This is a genomic window from Chitinophaga parva (assembly GCF_003071345.1).
GTDB classification, from domain to species: domain Bacteria; phylum Bacteroidota; class Bacteroidia; order Chitinophagales; family Chitinophagaceae; genus Chitinophaga; species Chitinophaga parva.
In genome coordinates, this window is the sequence record NZ_QCYK01000001.1 from 79,677 (window position 1) to 99,524 (window position 19,848).

Annotated in this window: 16 protein-coding genes; 11 read left to right on the plus strand and 5 right to left on the minus strand. The window is 53.7% G+C overall.

Features of this window, described 5'->3' with window-relative positions; all coding sequences use genetic code 11:
• Positions 1–106: 106 nt before the first annotated feature.
• Positions 107–1,660: a T9SS response regulator signal transducer PorX gene (gene porX / locus DCC81_RS00375; RefSeq protein WP_108684621.1), complete on the minus strand. Its 1,554-nt coding sequence runs from the start codon at positions 1,658–1,660 to the stop codon at positions 107–109.
• 291 nt (positions 1,661–1,951) lie between these two features.
• On the opposite strand from porX, the gene DCC81_RS00380 reads away from it, so the two are divergent.
• The 9 genes from DCC81_RS00380 to DCC81_RS00420 all read left to right on the plus strand — a co-directional run bounded on the left by DCC81_RS00380 (position 1,952) and on the right by DCC81_RS00420 (position 11,541).
• Positions 1,952–3,217: an HD domain-containing protein gene (locus DCC81_RS00380; RefSeq protein WP_108684622.1), complete on the plus strand. Its 1,266-nt coding sequence runs from the start codon at positions 1,952–1,954 to the stop codon at positions 3,215–3,217.
• Positions 3,218–3,266: 49 nt separating this feature from the next.
• Entirely contained in the window at positions 3,267–4,316 is a 1,050-nt protein-coding gene (lpxD, locus tag DCC81_RS00385; protein ID WP_108684623.1) for a UDP-3-O-(3-hydroxymyristoyl)glucosamine N-acyltransferase, read from the plus strand.
• An 84-nt stretch (positions 4,317–4,400) separates the two neighbouring features.
• Complete coding sequence (locus DCC81_RS00390) at positions 4,401–5,819, plus strand: bifunctional UDP-3-O-[3-hydroxymyristoyl] N-acetylglucosamine deacetylase/3-hydroxyacyl-ACP dehydratase (protein ID WP_108686415.1); 1,419 nt, start codon at positions 4,401–4,403, stop codon at positions 5,817–5,819.
• Positions 5,816–6,616: an acyl-ACP--UDP-N-acetylglucosamine O-acyltransferase gene (lpxA, locus tag DCC81_RS00395; RefSeq protein WP_108684624.1), complete on the plus strand. Its 801-nt coding sequence runs from the start codon at positions 5,816–5,818 to the stop codon at positions 6,614–6,616. Before DCC81_RS00390 ends, lpxA begins: the two co-directional genes overlap by 4 nt.
• The gene (locus DCC81_RS00400) at positions 6,600–7,217 is read left to right on the plus strand and encodes an ABC transporter ATP-binding protein (protein ID WP_108684625.1); all 618 of its coding nucleotides are present in this window, start codon (positions 6,600–6,602) and stop codon (positions 7,215–7,217) included. The genes lpxA and DCC81_RS00400 overlap by 17 nt, the downstream gene beginning before the upstream one ends.
• Positions 7,218–7,414: 197 nt before the next feature.
• The gene (locus DCC81_RS00405) at positions 7,415–8,698 is read left to right on the plus strand and encodes an MFS transporter (protein ID WP_108684626.1); all 1,284 of its coding nucleotides are present in this window, start codon (positions 7,415–7,417) and stop codon (positions 8,696–8,698) included.
• Positions 8,695–9,534, plus strand: coding sequence for an MBL fold metallo-hydrolase (locus DCC81_RS00410; RefSeq protein WP_108684627.1), 840 nt, complete (start codon positions 8,695–8,697; stop codon positions 9,532–9,534). The genes DCC81_RS00405 and DCC81_RS00410 overlap by 4 nt, the downstream gene beginning before the upstream one ends.
• Before the next feature lie 46 nt (positions 9,535–9,580).
• On the plus strand, positions 9,581–9,955 hold the full coding sequence (locus DCC81_RS00415; RefSeq protein WP_108686416.1) for a co-chaperone GroES: 375 nt from the start codon (positions 9,581–9,583) through the stop codon (positions 9,953–9,955).
• A gap of 29 nt (positions 9,956–9,984) precedes the next feature.
• Complete coding sequence (locus DCC81_RS00420) at positions 9,985–11,541, plus strand: helicase HerA-like domain-containing protein (RefSeq protein ID WP_108684628.1); 1,557 nt, start codon at positions 9,985–9,987, stop codon at positions 11,539–11,541.
• Between the two features lie 115 nt (positions 11,542–11,656).
• Here DCC81_RS00420 and DCC81_RS00425 read toward each other — a convergent pair whose 3' ends face one another.
• The 4 genes from DCC81_RS00425 to DCC81_RS00440 form a co-directional block, all read right to left on the minus strand.
• Positions 11,657–12,652, minus strand: a complete 996-nt coding sequence (locus tag DCC81_RS00425) for a glycosyltransferase family 61 protein (protein ID WP_108684629.1) — start codon at positions 12,650–12,652, stop codon at positions 11,657–11,659.
• Positions 12,653–12,767: 115 nt separating this feature from the next.
• Entirely contained in the window at positions 12,768–13,763 is a 996-nt protein-coding gene (locus tag DCC81_RS00430; RefSeq protein WP_108684630.1) for a glycosyltransferase family 61 protein, read from the minus strand.
• Positions 13,764–13,802: 39 nt separating this feature from the next.
• Positions 13,803–15,710 (minus strand): RecQ family ATP-dependent DNA helicase, encoded by a 1,908-nt coding sequence (locus tag DCC81_RS00435; RefSeq protein WP_108684631.1) that lies wholly within the window; start codon positions 15,708–15,710, stop codon positions 13,803–13,805.
• 9 nt (positions 15,711–15,719) lie between these two features.
• Positions 15,720–17,825, minus strand: coding sequence for a heavy metal translocating P-type ATPase (locus DCC81_RS00440; protein ID WP_108684632.1), 2,106 nt, complete (start codon positions 17,823–17,825; stop codon positions 15,720–15,722).
• Positions 17,826–18,035: 210 nt separating this feature from the next.
• On the opposite strand from DCC81_RS00440, the gene tsaE reads away from it, so the two are divergent.
• Together tsaE and DCC81_RS00450 are read left to right on the plus strand one after the other, a co-directional pair.
• Positions 18,036–18,473, plus strand: coding sequence for a tRNA (adenosine(37)-N6)-threonylcarbamoyltransferase complex ATPase subunit type 1 TsaE (gene tsaE, locus DCC81_RS00445; protein WP_108684633.1), 438 nt, complete (start codon positions 18,036–18,038; stop codon positions 18,471–18,473).
• A 52-nt stretch (positions 18,474–18,525) separates the two neighbouring features.
• A complete protein-coding gene (locus DCC81_RS00450) occupies positions 18,526–19,743 on the plus strand; it encodes an alanine dehydrogenase (RefSeq protein ID WP_108684634.1) in 1,218 nt (405 codons plus the stop codon).
• The last annotated feature ends 105 nt before the right edge of the window (positions 19,744–19,848 follow it).

The following is a 19,848-nucleotide window of genomic DNA, read 5'->3' on the forward strand; positions in this document are numbered from 1 at the left end:
GTTAATGGTTAACCGCTAAATGTTAATGGTTAACCGTAGCGGATGAATGATTTTGCACGATTAACATTTAACGTTTGACAATTAACTACAAATTTAGCAAAAACCCTTATTTAGACACCATCCGCACTACGGGCACTATCATTTCTTCCATGCTTACACCGCCGTGCTGGAACGTATTGCGGTAATAGTTTGCAAAGTAATTATAGTTGTTCGGGTAGCAGAGGTAGTTATCGCCTTTGGCAAAAATGTAGGACGAGTTCACGTTGGGGCGTGGCAGGCCGGCATCGCGCGGGTCGCGGAAGGCCAGTACCTCTTTGGGCTCGTAGTTCAGGTTGCGCCCGTGTTTGTAACGCAGGTTGGTAGTGGTCTGCTTGTCGCCTATCACTTTTACCGGCGTTTTCACCCGCACACTGCCATGGTCGGTGGCCACGATGAGATTGATCTTGCGGTCTGCCAGTTTTTTCAGGGCCTGGTGCAGGGGACTGTGCTCAAACCAGCTGGCGGTTATGGAGCGGTAGCTCACCTCGTCGCCGGCCAGTTCTTTCAGCACTTCCATCTCTGTGCGGGCGTGGCTCAGCATGTCCACGAAGTTGTACACGATCACGTTCAGCGGGTAGTCCAGCAGGTTGTGAATATTGTTGACCATATGCTGGCCGTCCTGGTGGTTGGTCACTTTGGTGTAGGAAAATTTAAGGTCCTTTTTCAGGTTTTTAAGTTGCTGGGCCAGGAAAAGGTCTTCAAAAAGATTTTTGCCGCCCTCCTCGTCATCATTACGCCACTGCTCGGGGAAGCGGCTTTCAATGTCTACCGGCAGCAGGCCTGCAAAGATCGCATTGCGCGCGTACTGGGTGCTGGTGGGCAAAATGCTGTAAAACGTATCTTCCTCCACCAGGCGGAACGATTCCATGAAAATGGGCTGGATGGCCTTCCACTGGTCGTACCGCAGGTTATCGATGAGTACAAAGAAATTGGGCACCTTGGGGTCCAGGAAGGGCAATACCTTTTCCTGGAAAAGTGTATGGCTCATGATAGGGGCATCCTTGGCCCTGGGTGTCATCCAGTCGGTGTAGTTGCGGCCTACGAATTTTACAAATTCGGAATTGGCCTCCTGCTTTTGTGACTGCAGCACTTCCAGCATTTCCGGGCTGTTGGATTTGCCCATTTCCATTTCCCAGTACACCAGTTTTTTATAGATGTCCATCCACTGGGCGTGGCCGGGATTGTCGTTGAGCGCCATGAACAGGGACCGGAAGTCCTGCTGGTAGGCGGTGGTGGTCTTTTCGGCCACCAGGCGTTTATTATCGATAATCTTTTTCAGGGAAAGCAGCACCTGGTTGGGGTTCACCGGTTTAATGAGGTAGTCGGCTATCTGGGAGCCAATGGCTTCATCCATCAGGTTTTCCTCCTCGTTCTTGGTGATCATCACGATGGGCGTTTGCTGGTTGGTTTCGCGGATGCGGCCCACCGTTTCCAGGCCGGTGATGCCGGGCATGCTCTCATCAAGCAGTACTACGTCTACCGTGTTCTCTTTCAGGAAGTCCAGCGCGTCGTAACCGTTGGTCCGGGCAGATACTTTATAACCTTTGGTCTCCAGGAACATGATCTGGGATTTCAGGGATTCTATTTCATCGTCTACCCAAAGTATATGAATTTGACTCACTGGTCGTAGAAGTTTAGCTATTGTTAAAATTGGTTCCGGTTTTGAACTTACGGCTTCAAAAGCCATCAGACTTAAATGTAGCGCGTATTTGGTCAAAAACCGTTCCCGCCAGGGGTATTCTCAACAATTATTTGTTAAAAGCGGTCAAAAAGCCTGACTTATAACGCATTGTTAAAACTTATCATATACTTTCGCTATGATTATTTTGGAAATAAATACAAACTACTGACGTAAAAAATAATAAAGAATTAATAACTACAGTAGTTTTGCACTGGCCTAAAGCGAATTTCAATGACCGACAGCAAGCGCAAAATCGTGAATGATCCGGTGTATGGCTTCATCACCATCGATCATCCGCTTATTTTTGCCGTGATCTCTCACCCATATTACCAGCGGCTGCGCCGCATACAGCAAATGGCGCTGGCCAATATGGTGTATCCCGGGGCCATGCACACCCGCTTCCACCACAGCCTGGGCGCCTATCACCTCATGAGCTGCGCCCTGACGGAGCTCAAAAGCAAGGGCATTGAGATCACCGGGGAAGAAGAAATAGCCGCCAAACTGGCCATCCTCCTGCACGACATAGGCCATGGCCCTTACTCCCACGCCCTGGAAAGCACCATCGTGGAAGGCGTATCGCACGAGCAACTGAGCCAGTGGCTCATGGAACAATTAAATGAGGAACTGGGCGGGGCCCTCCGCCTCACCATCGAGATATTTAATGACCGTTACCATAAAAAATTCCTGCACCAACTGGTAAGCAGCCAGCTGGATGTAGACCGGATGGACTACCTGAACCGCGACAGTTTTTATACCGGGGTAGCAGAAGGGGTGATAGCCCATGACCGTATCCTGAAAATGCTCACCGTACACCAGGGAGAGCTGATGGTGGAAGAAAAAGGCGTGTATTCCATTGAAAAATTCATCGTGGCCCGCCGCCTTATGTACTGGCAGGTGTACCTGCATAAAACGGTGCTGAGCGCCGAAAACATGCTGGTAAAGATCCTGGAAAGGGCTAAATACCTGGCGCACCAGGGCCAGGAGCTGTTCTGCTCGCCTGCCCTGCGCTTTTTCCTGTACCGGCACATTACCGGGCGCCACTTTGAGGAAAACCCGGAATGCCTGCAGGAGTTCTGCCGCCTGGATGATTACGATATCATGGGCGCCGTAAAGGTATGGGCCCGGCACCCGGACCGCATCCTGAGCCTGCTCTGCACCTGGCTGGTAAACCGCCGCCTGTTTAAAGTAGTGCTCAGCGGGGAGCCTTTTGAACAGAATGTCACGGACGTGCTGGACCGTAGCATACAGGATCAGCTGGGCATTGCCGCGGAAGACCTGCATTACTTTGTATTTACTGGCACAGCCAGCCTCCGCGCCTACAATGTGGCAAACGAGCGCATCAATATACTTTTCAAGGATGGCACCGTAAAAGATATTTCTTCTATTGATAATGCATTAGTCAGTCATACGCTGGCTATACCAGTAAAAAAATTCTACATTTGTCATCCGAAAATCCAGGCTACCGACGTTTCAGGGATAAACATCGCGAACGTGTGAATCTGCGGTTCCGAAGAAAGCCGGATCGGTCACTTTTCAAAATAACATTATGCAGTTTAGCGCATTACAATTAGCCACCCTGCTGGATGGTAAAATAGAGGGGAATCCCGACATAAAAGTCAATAACATAGCCAAGATAGAGGAAGCGGGCGAAGGGAAGCTGAGCTTTATAGCCAACCCGAAGTACGAAGAATTTATTTATACCACGCAGGCATCCATCCTCATCATCAATGAGAGCCTGGTGCTGGAAAAGCCGGTATCTCCCACCCTCATCCGTGTAAAGGATGCTTACAGCAGCTTTGCATTGCTCCTGGAAAGATTCCGCGAGCTGACCGGCAATAAGGTGGGCATCCAGCAGCCTTCTTACATTCCGTCTTCCGTGAAGATGGGCCAGAACGTGTTTGTAGGCGCTTTTGCCTACCTGGGCGAGAATGTGGTGCTGGGCAATAATGTAAAGATCTACCCCAACGTATACCTGGGCGATAATGTGACCGTAGCGGATGACGCTATCCTGTACCCCGGTGTGCGGGTGTATGACAACTGCATCATTGGCGCCCGCGTAATGCTGCATGCAGGCTGCGTGATCGGTGGCGATGGCTTTGGCTTTGCCCCTCAGCCCGATGGCAGTTATAAGAAAGTACCGCAGATCGGCAACGTGGTGATCCACGACGACGTGGAGATTGGAGCCAATACCACCATAGACCGCGCCACCATGGGCAGCACCGTGATCCGCAAGGGGGTGAAGCTGGATAACCTGATCCAGATAGCTCACAACGTAGACATTGGCAACAACACCGTAATTGCAGGCCAGACGGGCATTTCCGGCAGTACCAAGATCGGGGCAAACTGCGTGATCGGTGGCCAGGTAGGCATTGTAGGCCACATACAACTGGCGGATGGTACCAAGATCAATGCACAGAGCGGGTTGTCTAAATCCATTACTGAAACCAACACCGCCGTGAATGGTTCCCCGGCGTTTGATTATAAAAGTTCACTGAAAAGTCAGGCAATTTTTAGAAATTTGCCCGAGCTTGAAAAACGCGTGAAAGAACTGGAAGACATGGTGAAGCAAATGCTGGCAGAGAAAGCAGGTATCTGATAAGCAGCCCGCGTGATGGCCGCCGGCGTACGCCACCCACCTTGACCTACACTTTAACTGTAATACCTTTTTTAGCTAATTATGATGGACAATACACAACGGCAGAACCAACACACGCTGAACGAGCCTATATCATTTTCGGGCGTTGGTTTACACTCGGGAAAACAGGTGAACATCACTTTAAAACCTGCCATTCCCGGTTTCGGTATCCGCTTCCAGCGCGTAGACCTGCCGGACCAACCCACCGTGAAGGCGGACGTGGATTATGTAGTGGACACTTCCCGCAATACTACTTTGGAGCACAACGGTGCCCGCGTAAGTACCATTGAGCACCTGATGGCCGCCCTGGTAGGCACCGGTGTAGACAACTGCCTGGTGGAGATAGACGGCCCTGAAGTGCCGATCATGGATGGCAGCGCGCTGCCTTTTGTGGAAGTGATCCTGAAAGTAGGTACCCAGGACCAGGATGCAAAAAAGATCTATTACTCCATTGATCAGAATATCTCTTACTACGATGAAGAGAAGAAAGTGGAAATGGTGGCTATGCCCAGCGTAGACTACCGCGTGACCACGCTGATCGATTTTAACTCGCCCGTTCTGGGCACCCAGCACGCCAACCTGAAAGGCATGCAGGACTTCATCGGGGAAATAGCGCCCTGCCGCACCTTTGTGTTCCTGCACGAGCTGGAATACCTGCTGAAAAATAACCTGATCAAGGGTGGTGATATTAACAACGCCATCGTGGTGGTAGACCGCAAGATGACGGATGCGGAACTGGCCCCCCTGGCCAAGGCCTTTAACCGTACGGAAATAGCCGTACAGCGTGAAGGCATCCTCAACAACGTATCCCTGCGTTTTCCCAACGAGCCGGCCCGTCACAAACTGCTGGACGTGATCGGCGACCTGGCACTGGTGGGCTTCCCCATCAATGCGCATGTGATCGCCAACCGCCCGGGCCACGCTTCCAACGTGGAATTTGCCCGCAAGATCAAAGCATACATCAAGAAAAACAAGCACGCGCAAAACGTTCCGATCTACAACCCCAACCAGCCACCGATCTTTGACGTGACCCGGATACAACGCACCCTGCCGCACCGCTACCCGATGCTGCTGGTGGACAAGATCATTGAACTGAGCGACAGCCAGGTGATCGGCATCAAGAACGTGACCTTCAATGAGCAGTTCTTCCAGGGCCACTTTCCCGGCAACCCGGTAATGCCGGGCGTGTTGCAGATCGAAGCACTGGCGCAGTGCGGGGGCATCCTGGCGCTGAACACCGTGCCCGATCCCGAACTATACAGCACCTACTTCCTGAAGATCGATAACTGTAAATTCAAACAACGCGTGGTACCGGGCGACACGATGGTCCTCAAGATGGAGTTGCTCAACCCCATCCGCAGAGGGATCGTGGAAATGCGTGGTACCGTTTTCATCGGCAACAAAGTAGCTACAGAAGCAGACTTGGTGGCACAAATTGTAAAAGAAGGTAAAACACAGCAATGATTCATCCGCTCACGTACATTCACCCGGACGCCAAGGTAGCGCCTAACGTAAAGATTGATCCTTTCACCGTGATCCACAAGAACGTGGAGATCGGAGAGGGCACCTGGGTCGGTTCCAATGTTACGATCATGGAAGGCGCCCGCATCGGGAAGAACTGCCGCATTTTCCCTGGTGCCGTAATTTCCGCCATTCCACAGGACCTCAAGTTTGCCGGAGAAGAAACCACAGCAGAAATTGGCGACAACACCACTATCCGTGAATTTGTGACCGTAAACCGCGGCACAAAAGCCTTAGGAAAAACCGTCATCGGCAAGAACTGCCTGATCCAGGCCTATTGCCATATTGCACACGATTGCCAGGTGGGCGACTACTGCATTTTCTCCAACAGCACTACCCTGGCCGGCCACATCACCGTGGGCGATTACGTAGTACTGGCGGGGCTTGTAGCCGTGCACCAGTTCGTAAAGATCGGCTCCCATGCTTTTGTAACCGGTGGTTCACTGGTGCGCAAAGACGTGCCGCCTTACGTAAAGGCTGCCCGTGAGCCCTTGTCTTACGTGGGCGTAAACTCCATTGGCCTGAAACGCCGTGGATTCTCCCTGGAAAAGATCAATCACATCCTTGATATTTACAGAGTGGTGTTCGTAAAAGGCTACAGCACGTCCAAGGCCATGCGCATCATTGAAGCCGAATTCCCGGCTACCGATGAACGTGACGAGATCCTCTCCTTCATCCGTGATTCGCCCCGTGGCATCATGAAAGGCTATACTTCCCGCAATAATGACGATATCTCTTAACCAGGCCGGCAAGCGCTATAATTACGACTGGATCTTCCGTAAGGTCACTTACACGTTCCGGCCGGGTGGGCGCTATGCCATCCTGGGGCCCAATGGCTCAGGGAAATCCACTTTATTGCAGGTCATCAGCGGGCACCAGCACCAGAACGAAGGCAGCGTAAGTTACCATCTGCAAGACCAGCCGGTGCCTGCCGATACTTTCTACCAGTATTTCAGCCTGGCCGCCCCGGCCCTGGAGCTCATTGAAGAGCTGACCCTGAAAGAAACCCTCCAATTCCATCTTCAGTTTAAACAGCTGCTGCCCGGCTTCACCCCGGAAAAAGTAATCGCCGCCATCAGCCTGGAACATGCGGCAGACAAGCAATTGCGCCATTACTCCAGCGGCATGCGCCAGCGCGTAAAACTGGCCCTGGCCATCTTTTCCAACACCCCCGTGCTCCTGCTGGACGAGCCCTGCACCAACCTGGATACTACCGGTATCAAACTTTACCAGGGCCTTATTGCCCAATATACGGCCGGCCGCACCCTGATCATCAGCTCCAATGATGAACAGGAGTACTTTATGTGCGAGGAAAGGCTTTCTATCCTGGATTATAAATAGCTGGTCTCAGGTACATTGCATGGTAACTGCTTTGCATCTACGGGTTGGCAATTCCCGTTTGTAATCGCTCTTCGATACGGCGTATGCCTGACCCGGCACCCGGGGCATGGTGCAATTTTTTCTCATGAGATTAATACGAATTGTTTTCCATACTACGTACCTTGTACTGAGTACCTAAGACCTAGTACCAAATTGATATGCAAATCACTGCGCCTAAAAAAGTGCTTAACGGGTGGGCCATGTATGACTGGGCCAACTCTGTTTTTAACCTGGTGATCACGACCACGTTTTTCCCTATCTATTTTAACAAAGCCACCCCGGCGGATATCCGCCTGTTTGGCAGCACGTTTCACAACAGCGTGTTGTATGATTATACCGCCGCGCTGGCGTTCCTCATCGTGGCACTGATGTCGCCTATCCTGTCTTCCATTGCAGATACCCGGGGCAATAAAAAGATCTTCCTGCGCTTTTTTACTACGCTGGGCAGCATTGCCTGCAGCGCCCTGTATTTTTTTAAAGACAGCGTATTTGGCTCCGGCGAAACCATGGCCCTGTATGGGCTGGCCTGCCTGCTGTTTTCAACCATCGGGTATTGCGGAGGGCTGGTGTTCTATAATTCTTACCTGCCGGAAATAGCGGCACCGGAAGACCGGGACCGCGTAAGTGCCAAAGGGTTTGCCATGGGATATATTGGCTCTGTGCTGCTGCAGCTCATTGGCTTTGCCATGGTGTTGACAATGAAAGACCCGGTAAAACCATTGCTCATTACCTTCCTGCTGGTGGGTATCTGGTGGTTCGGGTTCGCACAGCTTACCTTCGCAGTGCTTCCGGCCTCCAGGGCACCTAAAACAACAAAGGGCAATATCTGGAAAGATGGCTTTACCGAGCTGGGTATGGTATGGCAGCAGGTAAAGCACCTGCCGGTACTGAAACGTTACCTGGCGGGCTTTTTCTTTTACAGCATGGGCGTACAGACCGTAATGCTGGCCGCCACTTTCTTTGGGGCAGAGGTACTGCACCTGGATGCTACGAAACTGATTGTAACCATCGTGATCATACAACTGGTGGCCATTGCAGGTGCTAACCTGATGTCATGGCTGTCTGGCAAAATAGGGAACCTCAGCGTGATCATGATCGTAGTGCTGATCTGGATTGGCATTTGTATTGCGGGCTATTTCATGCAAACGGCAACAGACTTTTACATACTGGCGTCCGTGGTTGGACTGGTAATGGGCGGCATTCAATCCCTGAGCCGTTCTACCTATTCCAAGCTGATGCCGGAAACGGAGGATACTACGTCCTTCTTTAGTTTTTATGACGTGGCGGAAAAGATCTCCATTGTGATCGGTATGTTCTCGTTTGGCTTCATCCACCAGCTGACCGGCAGCATGCGCCAGTCCGTGCTGGCACTGGGTGTATTCTTCATCATTGGGCTGTTGTGGGTTTTCTCCGCACAGCAAAAACAAAAGCAACTGGCATGAAACTTTACAGCATAGAAACGGGTTTTTTCAAACTGGATGGCGGCGCCATGTTTGGCGTGGTGCCCAAGAGCATCTGGCATAAGCTGAACCCCGCCGATGAAAATAACATGTGCACCTGGGCCATGCGCTGCCTGCTGATCGAAGATGGCAAACGCCTCATCCTGGTGGATACCGGTATTGGTAACAAACAGGATGCAAAGTTCTTCAGCTACTACTACCTGCACGGGAATGATACGCTCGATAAAAGCCTTGCTGCGTATGGTTTTCACCGGGATGATATCACCGATGTATTCCTCACCCACCTGCACTTTGACCACTGTGGTGGCGCCATTGTGCGGGAGGGCGACAACCTTGTACCAGCATTTAAGAATGCAAAATACTGGAGCAATGAATCGCACTGGGCATGGGCCACACAGCCCAACGAGCGCGAGAAAGCCTCCTTCCTTTCTGATAACATTTTGCCCATCCAGCAAAGCGGCCAGTTAAATTTCATTGACGGCTTTGACGGCGTGGCCTTCGCCGATAATTTTCACGTGCGCTTTGTAAACGGGCATACGGACAGCATGATGCTGCCCCAGCTGCGTTACAAGGACCACACCATCCTTTATATGGCAGACCTGCTGCCCAGCATAGGGCACCTGCCCATCCCGTATGTGATGGCGTATGATATGTTCCCCCTGACCACCCTCACGGAAAAGAAGGCCTTTTTGCAGGAGGCCCTGGACAAGCCTTATGTCCTCTTCTTTGAGCACGACCCCAAGGTGGAATGCGCCACCTTGCAGCTCACGGAAAAAGGCATCCGCGTAAAGGACACCCTGCGCCTGGCGGACTTGTAGTGTGCTGCAGGAAATTTTATCTTTGCTGGTAGAATTTTCTATTGATATGCATCTTACAACTGATAATAAACTGAAGAAACTGATCGTAGTAGGCGACCGCGTGCTGATCCGCCCTTCCAAAGACAATGAACGTACTTCCAGTGGCCTGTACCTGCCGCCAGGCGTAGGCGAGAAGGAAAAAGTGCAGAGCGGCTATGTGCTGAAGACCGGCCCCGGGTACGCCCTGCCGGTGCCCAGCAGCGAGGACGAAAGCTGGAAACCAGAAGCGGAGCAGACCAAATACATTCCCCTCCAGGCGAAAGAGGGCGACCTGGCCATATTCCTGGCCACCGGCGCCACGGAGGTGATGTACCAGGGAGAGAAATTTTTCATTGTGCCGCAAAGTGCCATCTTGCTTCTTGAAAGGGAAGAAGAACTGTAATACATTTCTACACCGCAAACCTCATCCGCATGGCTGACAACACCGCATTTCTTACTGCCATCAACGCCGGCTACACCTTCAAAGGCGATTCCATCAAACTGGGCGCCGCCATGCTCAACGGGGAGGTAGTGCCCAACGCCTACGTGAACCTGCCCCTGAAAACACTGAACCGCCACGGCCTCATTGCCGGCGCCACCGGTACCGGTAAAACCAAGACCCTGCAGGTGATCGCCGAGGGCCTTTCCGATGCCAGCGTGCCCGTACTGCTCATGGACATCAAGGGTGACCTGAGCGGGGTAGCCGCCGCCGGTACGCTCAATGACAACATCAAGCACCGTTATGAGCTGATAGGCGGCACTTACGAGCCTACCGCCTACCCGGTGGAACTGCTCTCCCTGAGCCAGCAGAAAGGCGTGCACCTCCGCGCCACCACCAGCGAGTTTGGCCCCATCCTGCTCTCCAAGATCCTGGAGCTGAATGATACGCAGGCCAGCCTGGTAGCCATGATCTTCAAGTTCTGCGACGACAATAAACTGCCCCTGCTGGACCTGAAAGACTTCAAAAAGGTATTGCAGTACATCAGCAATGAAGGCAAAGACGAAATAGAAAAAGACTATGGCAAGGTAAGCACTGCCTCCACCGGCACCATCCTGCGCAAGGTGATAGCCCTGGAGCAACAGGGCGCCGCCCAATTCTTCGGAGAAAAATCCTTTGAGGTAGACGACCTGATGCGCATCAGCGATGACGGTCGCGGCGTGCTCTCTGTGCTGCGGGTAAATGATATCCAGGACAAACCGGCCCTGTTCAGCACTTTCATGCTCAGCCTCCTGGCGGAACTGTATGCTACCCTGCCGGAAACCGGTGACCAGGACCGCCCCAAGCTGGTCATGTTCATCGATGAGGCCCACCTCATTTTCCAGGAAGCCAGCGATGCACTGCTGCAGCAGATAGAGACCATCATTAAACTGATCCGTTCCAAAGGCGTGGGCATCTTCTTCTGCACCCAGAACCCCATGGACGTACCGCCCTCCGTGCTGGGCCAACTGGGCCTGAAGGTACAGCATGCGCTGCGCGCCTTTACGGCCAATGACCGCAAGGCCATTAAGCAAACCGCTGAAAACTATCCCCTGAGCGATTTCTATAAAACGGAAGACCTACTTACCCAGATCGGTATTGGCGAAGCGCTGGTAACCTGCCTCAATGAAAAAGGGCAACCTACGCCGCTGGCCGCTACCATGCTGGTAAGCCCCCGCTCCCGCATGGACGTGCTCACTGATGCAGAAATAGACGCCCTGGTGAATAAATCTGCCCTGGTAAAAAAATACAACGACAACGTAGACAGTGAAAGCGCCTACGAGATCCTCACAGCCAAGCTGAATGCTGCCGCTGCGCCGCCGCCAGCCGCCGGCGGTAGTGCCCCCGCCGCCCCTGCGGGCAAAGCCGCCAAGCCCCAGCCCACCATCCTGGAGCAGGTGCTCAACAGCCAGGCTGCCCGGCAGGTAGAACGTACCGCCGCCTCTATGATCACACGCAGTTTACTCGGTGCGTTAGGATTGGGTGGGAAGAAAACGAAGAGCTGGTTTTAATGAGGGGTGTTATTTAACAGATAGCACGTGTACAGCGCTGCTTGTGCAAATATTGGCAAGGCCTCATCACACTTGGTGGGGCCTTTGCTTTTAGGAAGCTTGCAGTAAAACACACTTATTGCATCCTTTCCAATACCGCTTCCAGTGCTGCCAGGTCTACGGTGATGCTCACATCATACGTGTCTGTGCTGTTGCCGGCATTGGTAGTGTAGTAGTAGCGATGGCCCAGGTCTGCCGCCATATTGAAGAAGCAATTGGAATGATCATCGCCGGCATTGCGCAGCTCCAGCACCCCGGCACCGGGCTGCATGAACAACATGTTGGTAAGGCCCGCGCCGTGCAGCCCAACGAGGGTGCGGGTTTCTGCCATCAGGGTTATTTGCTGCGCCAGCGTGTAATCTTCCATGTAGTGGGTTTCATAACCATAGGCCGTCAGCAATTCCTGCACGGCATCTTCATTCAGGATGCGGCGTACCCTGGCTTTGGCGCGGCTGATGAATACGTTGCGATGGGGGGGCTGCGCGGGCTTATCTGCCAGCCGGTCCCGCAGGCGGCATACCACCTCCCGGTAAAAAAGCCCCATGGGCGCGGCAAGGCCGGGCAGGAACAGGTCTTTCACCACAACCCTGCCACCAGGCTTATAATAAAACGGTGTGCAGCCCAACATTTGCAGGCTTTCCACGATGTAAGGGTAACGGGCGTAATGCTGCGGCAGCAGTACCGGCACTGCTTTATCCACTATGCCACGCACCGCTTCCAGGCGGCATAGTACGTCGGCAAACCAGTGGTAGTAAGCCTGTCCCCACTCGTGTGTGATCCAAAGGCCCTGGTCCAGCACGCGCGCTGGTAGCAGCAGGCGGGGTAAGCGTTTCAGCAGTTTGGATGGCTTCACCGGCACCACCCGTGTTTCCGCGATATAAAAATGAAAAGGCTTTAAAGAGAGCACCACATCCTTCAGCACCTGTGCATGGGCAACCCGCTGCAAAGTAACGGGCGGTATGTCCAGCGAAAGATTGCGCGCAAACAGCGGCAGGTCTTCCGGCCGGAGGTTTTGCGGCCGGTCTGTTTCAACGGCATATCCCGGGTATAATATATTGGGCGGAAGATTCATGCAGGCGGTCAATTACCGGTGTAAAGTAACAATATTCAGGCAATGCATTATGCGCCCATGGCTTACAGTACGGCTTCCCGGAACCCCGGGTGTAAAGTAATGCCCGGCCAACGTATCATGCGCCCATGGCCTGCAGCGCGGCTTCCAGCGCTGCCAGGTCGGCGGTGATGTTTGCATTGTAACCACTGTTGTTGTCGCCGTGATTCGTGGTGTAGTAATAACGGATGCCCAGGTCTGATGCCATGTTAAAAAAGCAATTGAACTCCTTTTCTCCTGCCAGGCGCAGCTCCAGCACCTGGGTGCCGGTTTGCATGAACAGCATGTTGGTAAAGCCGGCCCCATGTAACCCGGCCAGCACGCGGGTTTCCGCCATGAGGGCTATTTGCTGGGCCAGTGTGTAATCTTCCATGTAATGGACCCCGAAGCCATGCTGCTGCATCAATGCCTGCACGGCATCTTCATTTAAAATGCGGCGCACGCGGGCACGCGCCCGGCTGATATATACCTTACGGTGCGGGGGCGGTGCCGCAGGCAGTGCCAGTTGTTCATGCAAGCCCTTGAACAACGCAGGGGGTGGCAAGTGCCAGTATGCCGGGTAGCCGGGCATCAAAAGTTCCTTCACCACTACATGCTCTTTGCGCCCATAATACACCGCTTTATAACCCAGCAGGCGCAGGCTTTCCACTACATAAGGCACCTGCTCATAATAGTAAGGGAGCAGTACCGGCACCTCCTTGCCCACCGCTGTGGCTGCGGCTTCCAGGCGGCTCAGGCCATCCACGTACCAGTGATAATATTCCTGCGTCCATTCATCCGTTATCCAGATGGCGCGTTCCAGCCGGCGGACAGGATAAAACACGCGCAGCAGGCGCTTCAGCAGGGTACTACGTTTGGGGCGGCCCAGGGGCCGGTACTCCGTATAAAAATGAAAGGGGCGGAAAGTGAAAACCAGGTCTTTCAGGATATGTGCATGGCGTAGCCGTTTTAATAACACCGGCGGCGTGGTCACAGATAAGTAACGCTGGAACAGCGGGAGATCTTCAGCCTTCAGGTTTTGCGGGCGGGCAGCTTCGCGGGTGATCCCGGGTTCTAATATGTCAGGCTGGTTCATAGATCAAGCAATATGGGTCCAGGAGGATGAAAGTACAAACTATTCGCGGCAACGCAGCATGCCATCCCGGTCGCGCAGCACATGGCCTTCCGCGATGAGGAATTGCAGCACTTCAAAAAACCGGGGCTCTTCCACGCCGGGCATTTGCGCCAGCAGGCCGGAAACGTCTGCCGGTGTGGCTTTCAGCAGGGTGGTAATGCGGTCCTGCAATTGTGTAAAGCCATCCTTGTTCAGTGGCTTTGCTTTCCTGCGCAGGCAAATGTCGCACACATCGCAATCTGCTTCCAGTTGTTCTCCAAAATAAGCGACCAGCTGTTTGGTGCGGCAGGTGCTTTCATTGCGCACATAGGCCAGCATGGCCGCCAGTCTTTCTTCATAAGCTTTGCGCAGCTCCGCAATCACCTGCATGTTCACCCGCAGTTGCTTTACGCCCACCCGCTCCTGTAGGAAGCAAAGCTGTGGCTTATCGCGCCGGGGCTCATATTGCAGGATGCCACTGCGGTCCAGGAAGCGCAGGTTTGCCATGATCTCATCTTCTTCCTGCAGCAGGATGCGGTCCAGCTGACGCTCATAAATGCGCACTGGCACATCAAAGATACCCTCATACGTGCGTAGCAGGGCTTTGATCAGTGGCGACATCTGCGGGTGCGCTTCTTCAAAGGCATACAGCGCTTCCTTGTTGGTCACAAAACCTACCCGTGAGGGCAGCAGGATGCTTTCGCTTAACTGCAGCACGCCTTCCTGCTCCAGGATGCGCACGGCGGCGTACACCACGGTGATATTGAGTTTGAACGTGCGGGTAAAATCGTTGATGTCAAAATCGTAATACCTGCCTTCCGCGCTGCCAATGGCCACATGCAGGTAGTTAACGATGCACTGGTACACGTGGCGGATCTCTTCTTCCGTGGGAAATTGAAGCGCCACGCGGGCCTGCATGTTTTCCAGCTCCGCTTCCTGGCAAAGCAACAAGGCATAGGCTTTCTGCTCATCGCGCCCTGCGCGCCCTGCCTCCTGGTAGTAGGCCTCCAGGCTATCCGGCATGTCGTAGTGGATCACCAGGCGCACATCTGGCTTGTCTATGCCCATTCCAAATGCATTGGTGCACACGATCACGCGGGTATCGCCCTTTATCCAATCATCCTGGCGCTGGTGGCGCTCCTGCGCGGGCAGGCCGGCATGGTAAAACCGGGCGCTGATACCCTGCGCCTGCAGCAGGGAAGCTATTTCCTGGGTGCGCTTCCGGTTACGGCAATAGATGATCGCAGTGCCAGGCACCTTCTGCAATACCTGCTGCAACTGGGCCATGCGCCCGTCTTCAAAGCGCACGGCGTAAGAAAGGTTAGCGCGGGCAAAGCTTTTGGTAAAGCGGCGCGCGTTGTGCAGGCGGAGCCTTTCCACGATATCATCCTGCACCCGCAGCGTGGCAGATGCCGTGAGGGCCAGCACCGGCACTTTGGGAAAAAAGTTGCGGATCTCTGCGATCAGCAGGTAGGCCGGGCGGAAATCATAGCCCCACTGGGATATACAATGCGCCTCATCCACCGCGATGAGCGATACCGGCAGTCCATCGCAATAGTCCTGGAAACGCTTGCTCTGCAGCCTTTCCGGCGATACATATAGAAATTTATAGTACCCGCGGCGGGCATTTTCCAGGATGCGTTCCACTTCCGTGATCGTCATGCCGGAGTAGATGGCCTGGGCAGGGATCTCCTTTTTACGCAGCGCCTGCACCTGGTCTTTCATCAATGCAATGAGGGGTGTGATCACCAGGCATACACCGTCCAGCAGCATGCCCGGTACCTGGAAGCACACGGACTTGCCGCCGCCGGTGGGCAGCAGCGCCAGGGTATCATGTCCATCCATCACGGATTGTATGATCTCCGCCTGCAACGGGCGGAAGGCCTGGTGGCCCCAGTACTGTTGTAGTATGTCTAACGGTGCACTCAATGCGCGAATTTACCCGATGTTTTTGTAACGCAGGCGAATAGAATTAATAGCTAAAACCACATCCGATACGGCCATTACGCCTGCTGCCAGGATAGGGTTCAGGAAACCCAGTGCTGCAATGGGGATGGCCACCACATTGTAAGCAAAGGCCCAGAACAAATTTTGTTTGATGGTGAGATAGGTATGCTTACCAAGGCCCAGCGCCAGGGGCAGGCCGGCCAGGTCGTTCTTCAGCAGCACCACATTGGCACTTTGCATAGCCACCTGTGTGGCATCGCTCAGGGAAATACCGATGGTGGCTTTGGCCAATGCCGGTGCATCGTTAATGCCATCGCCCACCATGGCCGTGGGTGCGGCTTGTAATAACGCGTCCAGGCGTTGCAGTTTTTGCTCGGGCAGCTGGCCTGCATATACTTCATCGATGCCCAGTTGCTGCGCAATGGCATTGCACTTATACGCCGTATCGCCACTGAGTAGCACCGTGCGGATGCCGCGCTGGTGCAGGGTTTCCACCACTTCCTTTGCATTGGGGCGTAGTTCGTCCACCAGGTCTACCCAGCCCACGAGCGTGTTATTTTTCAGCAGGTAAATATTATGCGTATCGTCCTGGGTCTGGGCTGCCGCCAGGCTGTAGGAGCCCAGTTGCCATACATTCCCCTCTTTATCTTTAGCACTCATGCCGATGCCCTTGTGTTCCCGCAATTGCTGCAACCCCTTGTCCCCCGCAGGTTTCCAGGCGGCGGCAATGGAACGCGCAATGGGGTGGGAAGAAAATTTTTCAAGGCTGTACACCGTGGCGCGGAAGTCTTCATCACTCATTCCTGTTGCGTGATAACTGCCTACCTGCAATTTGCCGGTGGTAAGGGTGCCGGTTTTGTCAAACACTACCTGGCGTATGTCCTTGAATGCTTCCAGGGTATGTGCCCCTTTGATAAGGATGCCATTGCGCGCAGCGCGCCCCAAACCCACCATTACGGCAGCCGGTGTGGCCAGGCCCATGGCACAGGGGCAGGCAATGACCAATACGGCGATGGCCCGCATCATAGCGGTTTCCAAACCAGTGTGGCCAATGAAGAACCAGCCACAGAGCGTAACCAGCGCAATGCCCAGTACCAGGGGCACAAAAATGGCGCTGATGCGGTCTGCCAGCTTTTGCATAGGCGGCTTGTTAGCCTGCGCCTGGCGCACCAGTTCTATGATATAACTCAGCACTGTGTTCTCGCCGGTAGCGGTGATGAACACCTTGATAGCGCCGCTTTCCAGGATGGTGCCGCCTATTACCTTGTCTTTTTCCCGGCGTTGTACGGGCTCACTTTCGCCGGTGATCATCGATTCGTCTATGGTAGCCTGGCCCCAGTAAATAGTGCCGTCCATGGGTATTTTATCACCGGTGTTCACGAGCACCTGCTGGCCTACTTTGAGTGATTTGTTGTCTACTTCCTGGATCTCCTCATTCCCATCTTCCGCGAGGGTAATGAGGCGGGCGGTGGTCTTTTGCAGTTTTACGAGCGCGGTGATGGCGGAAGTGGTTTGCTTCACCGTTCTTTCTTCCAGCAGGTTGCCTACAAACACCAGCAGGATGATAGAAGCGGCGGTCTCGTAAAAGAGATAATCGTGCCCCAGGTTATTGATGGTGCCGTACAGGCTGTAGCCATAAGCCGCGGTGGCGCCCAGCGCCACCAGTACGTCCATATTGGCTACCCCATTGCGCAGGGAGCGCACCCCGCTGCGGCCAAAATACCAGAGGCCCATGAGGAATACGGGTGTACTGAGCACCAGCTGCAGGATGGGGTGCTGCAGTGCCGGCCAGGGCAGCCACATATGCAGCAGCAAAGGCGCGGTGAAGATGGCGCAGAAGATCACTTTGAATGCCAGGGTGCGGGTGAAAGGGACGGGTTTGGCTTCGTCTTCCGGCAGCTGTACGGTGTAGCCCATACCGGCAATGCCTTTGAGCACCGCTTTCACATCTGCCCCGGCAGGTGGCTGGAAGCTTACTTCATCGGTGGCAAAGCTCACGTTTACCGCGGCCATGCCTTTGTTCTCCAGATATTTTGAAACGGACAATGCACAGTTGGTGCAGTGCATGCCGACTACCTTGCAGTGGATTGTTTCCATAGTCTGATCCTCATTTATGCGGCATAAAATGCTGGTCACAAATTTACCGTTTTGTGCCCGGCAGGTATCAAAAATTATTGCAACCATCCTTCATTTTCGGGGCCTGGCCATGGAGGAAGGGAACGGGAGGGCCCTGGCATATTCCCTCCAAACATGCCAGCATGCTGCCGTGGGATATGGGAGCACCCGGAAATGCCGTAATTTCGCGGCATGGAACGCATTTTCACGCAGGAAGAACTGCCGGAAACGGCCCGCTTGTTCTGGGAAAAATTTCCCGATACCGCTGTTTTTGCCTTTGACGGGCAGATGGGAGCGGGCAAAACCACTTTCATCAAAGCCCTGTGCACCGCTAAAGCCGTGCAGGACGTAACGTCCAGCCCCACTTTTTCTATCATCAACGAGTATCATTACCCCGGCCCTTCCGGCGGGGAGGCCCGCATTTACCACCTGGACCTGTACCGCCTGCGCAATGAGCAGGAAGCCCTGGATGCCGGTGTGGAGGACTGTTTATACGGGGGCGATGTCTGCTTTGTAGAGTGGCCGGGCATTGTGACCAGCCTGTTGCCGGCAGATACGGTACTGGTGCAGCTGGAAACCCTGCCCGATCAAAAAAGGCTGTTAAGGGCAGGCCCGGCTTTTCGTAAATAACAGTTATCTTTGAAAACACCTTAATTCACCCTCAAATAATTGGCATAATCATATGGAGCAGCGGCAAAAACCGGTTGTGAGTGCGGGCTTTACTTATTCTCCATTGGAAGAGATGCTGGACATCCCTCAAAAAAACACCCGGCTTCATATTGGTATACCCAAGGAAACATCTTTCCAGGAAAACCGCATTGCGCTGACCCCGGATGCAGTGGCCATCCTGGTGCACAACGGGCACAATATTGCCGTGGAGCATGGCGCAGGAGATGGTTCCCATTTCTATGACACAGATTACGCAGAAGCAGGTGCAGAGATCCTGTACGATAAAGCGGCTGTTTTTAAATCCGATATTATTCTCAAATCCGCCCCGCTGAATGATGCGGAGATAGCGCTGCTGCACCCGCACCAGATCGTGATCTCCCCTATTCACCTGGCCGCGCTGCAGGCAGAACAGATGCAGCGCATGATGGATAAACGCATTACCCTGCTTTCTTTTGAAAACCTGAAAGATGACGCAGGCACCTACCCCATCGTGCGCGCCATGAGTGAAATAGCCGGGGGGGCGGTGATGCTGCTGGCAGGGCAGTACCTGAGCAACGCCCATTATGGCAAAGGCATTTTGCTGGGCGGGGTTACCGGCATTCCGCCTACCAAGGTGGTCATCATCGGCGCCGGCATTGTGGGCGAATTTGCCGCCCGCACCGCGCTGGCCCTGGGCTCGTCTGTAAAAGTATTTGACAACAATATTTACAAACTGAAACGCCTGCAGAACAATATTGGCGTACGGGTATTTACCTCCGTATTACGGCCCAAGGTACTGGCAGAGCAGCTGCGCAATGCGGATGTGGCAGTGGGTGCCCTTTCATCGCAGAATGGCCGCACGCCCGTTGTGGTGTCTGAAACCATGGTGAGCAATATGAAAGCCGGGGCCGTGATCGTGGATGTGAGTATAGACCGGGGCGGCTGCTTTGAAACGTCCCACATCACCAGCCACGAAAATCCCATTTTCAAAAAATATGACGTAGTACACTACTGTGTGCCCAACATTGCCTCCGGCTTTGCCCGCACCGCCTCAGAAGCCATCAGCAATGTGCTCATGCCGCTGCTCCTGGAAGCCGCGGACGACGGCGGTTTTGAGAACCTGGTATGGATAAAGCGGGGTGTGCGCAATGGCATCTATCTTTACAAAGGCGCCCTTACCAATTACCACCTGAGCGAACGCTTTAAACTGAAATATACGGACCTGGAACTGCTGTTGGCAGTGAAGGGTTGATGATTGTGCAGTGTACAATGACATAAATTATAGAGGGGTTGCGATGGTCATATCGCAACCCCTTCGTTCTTTAATATCCTTCGCGGTACACTATACATTGTACAC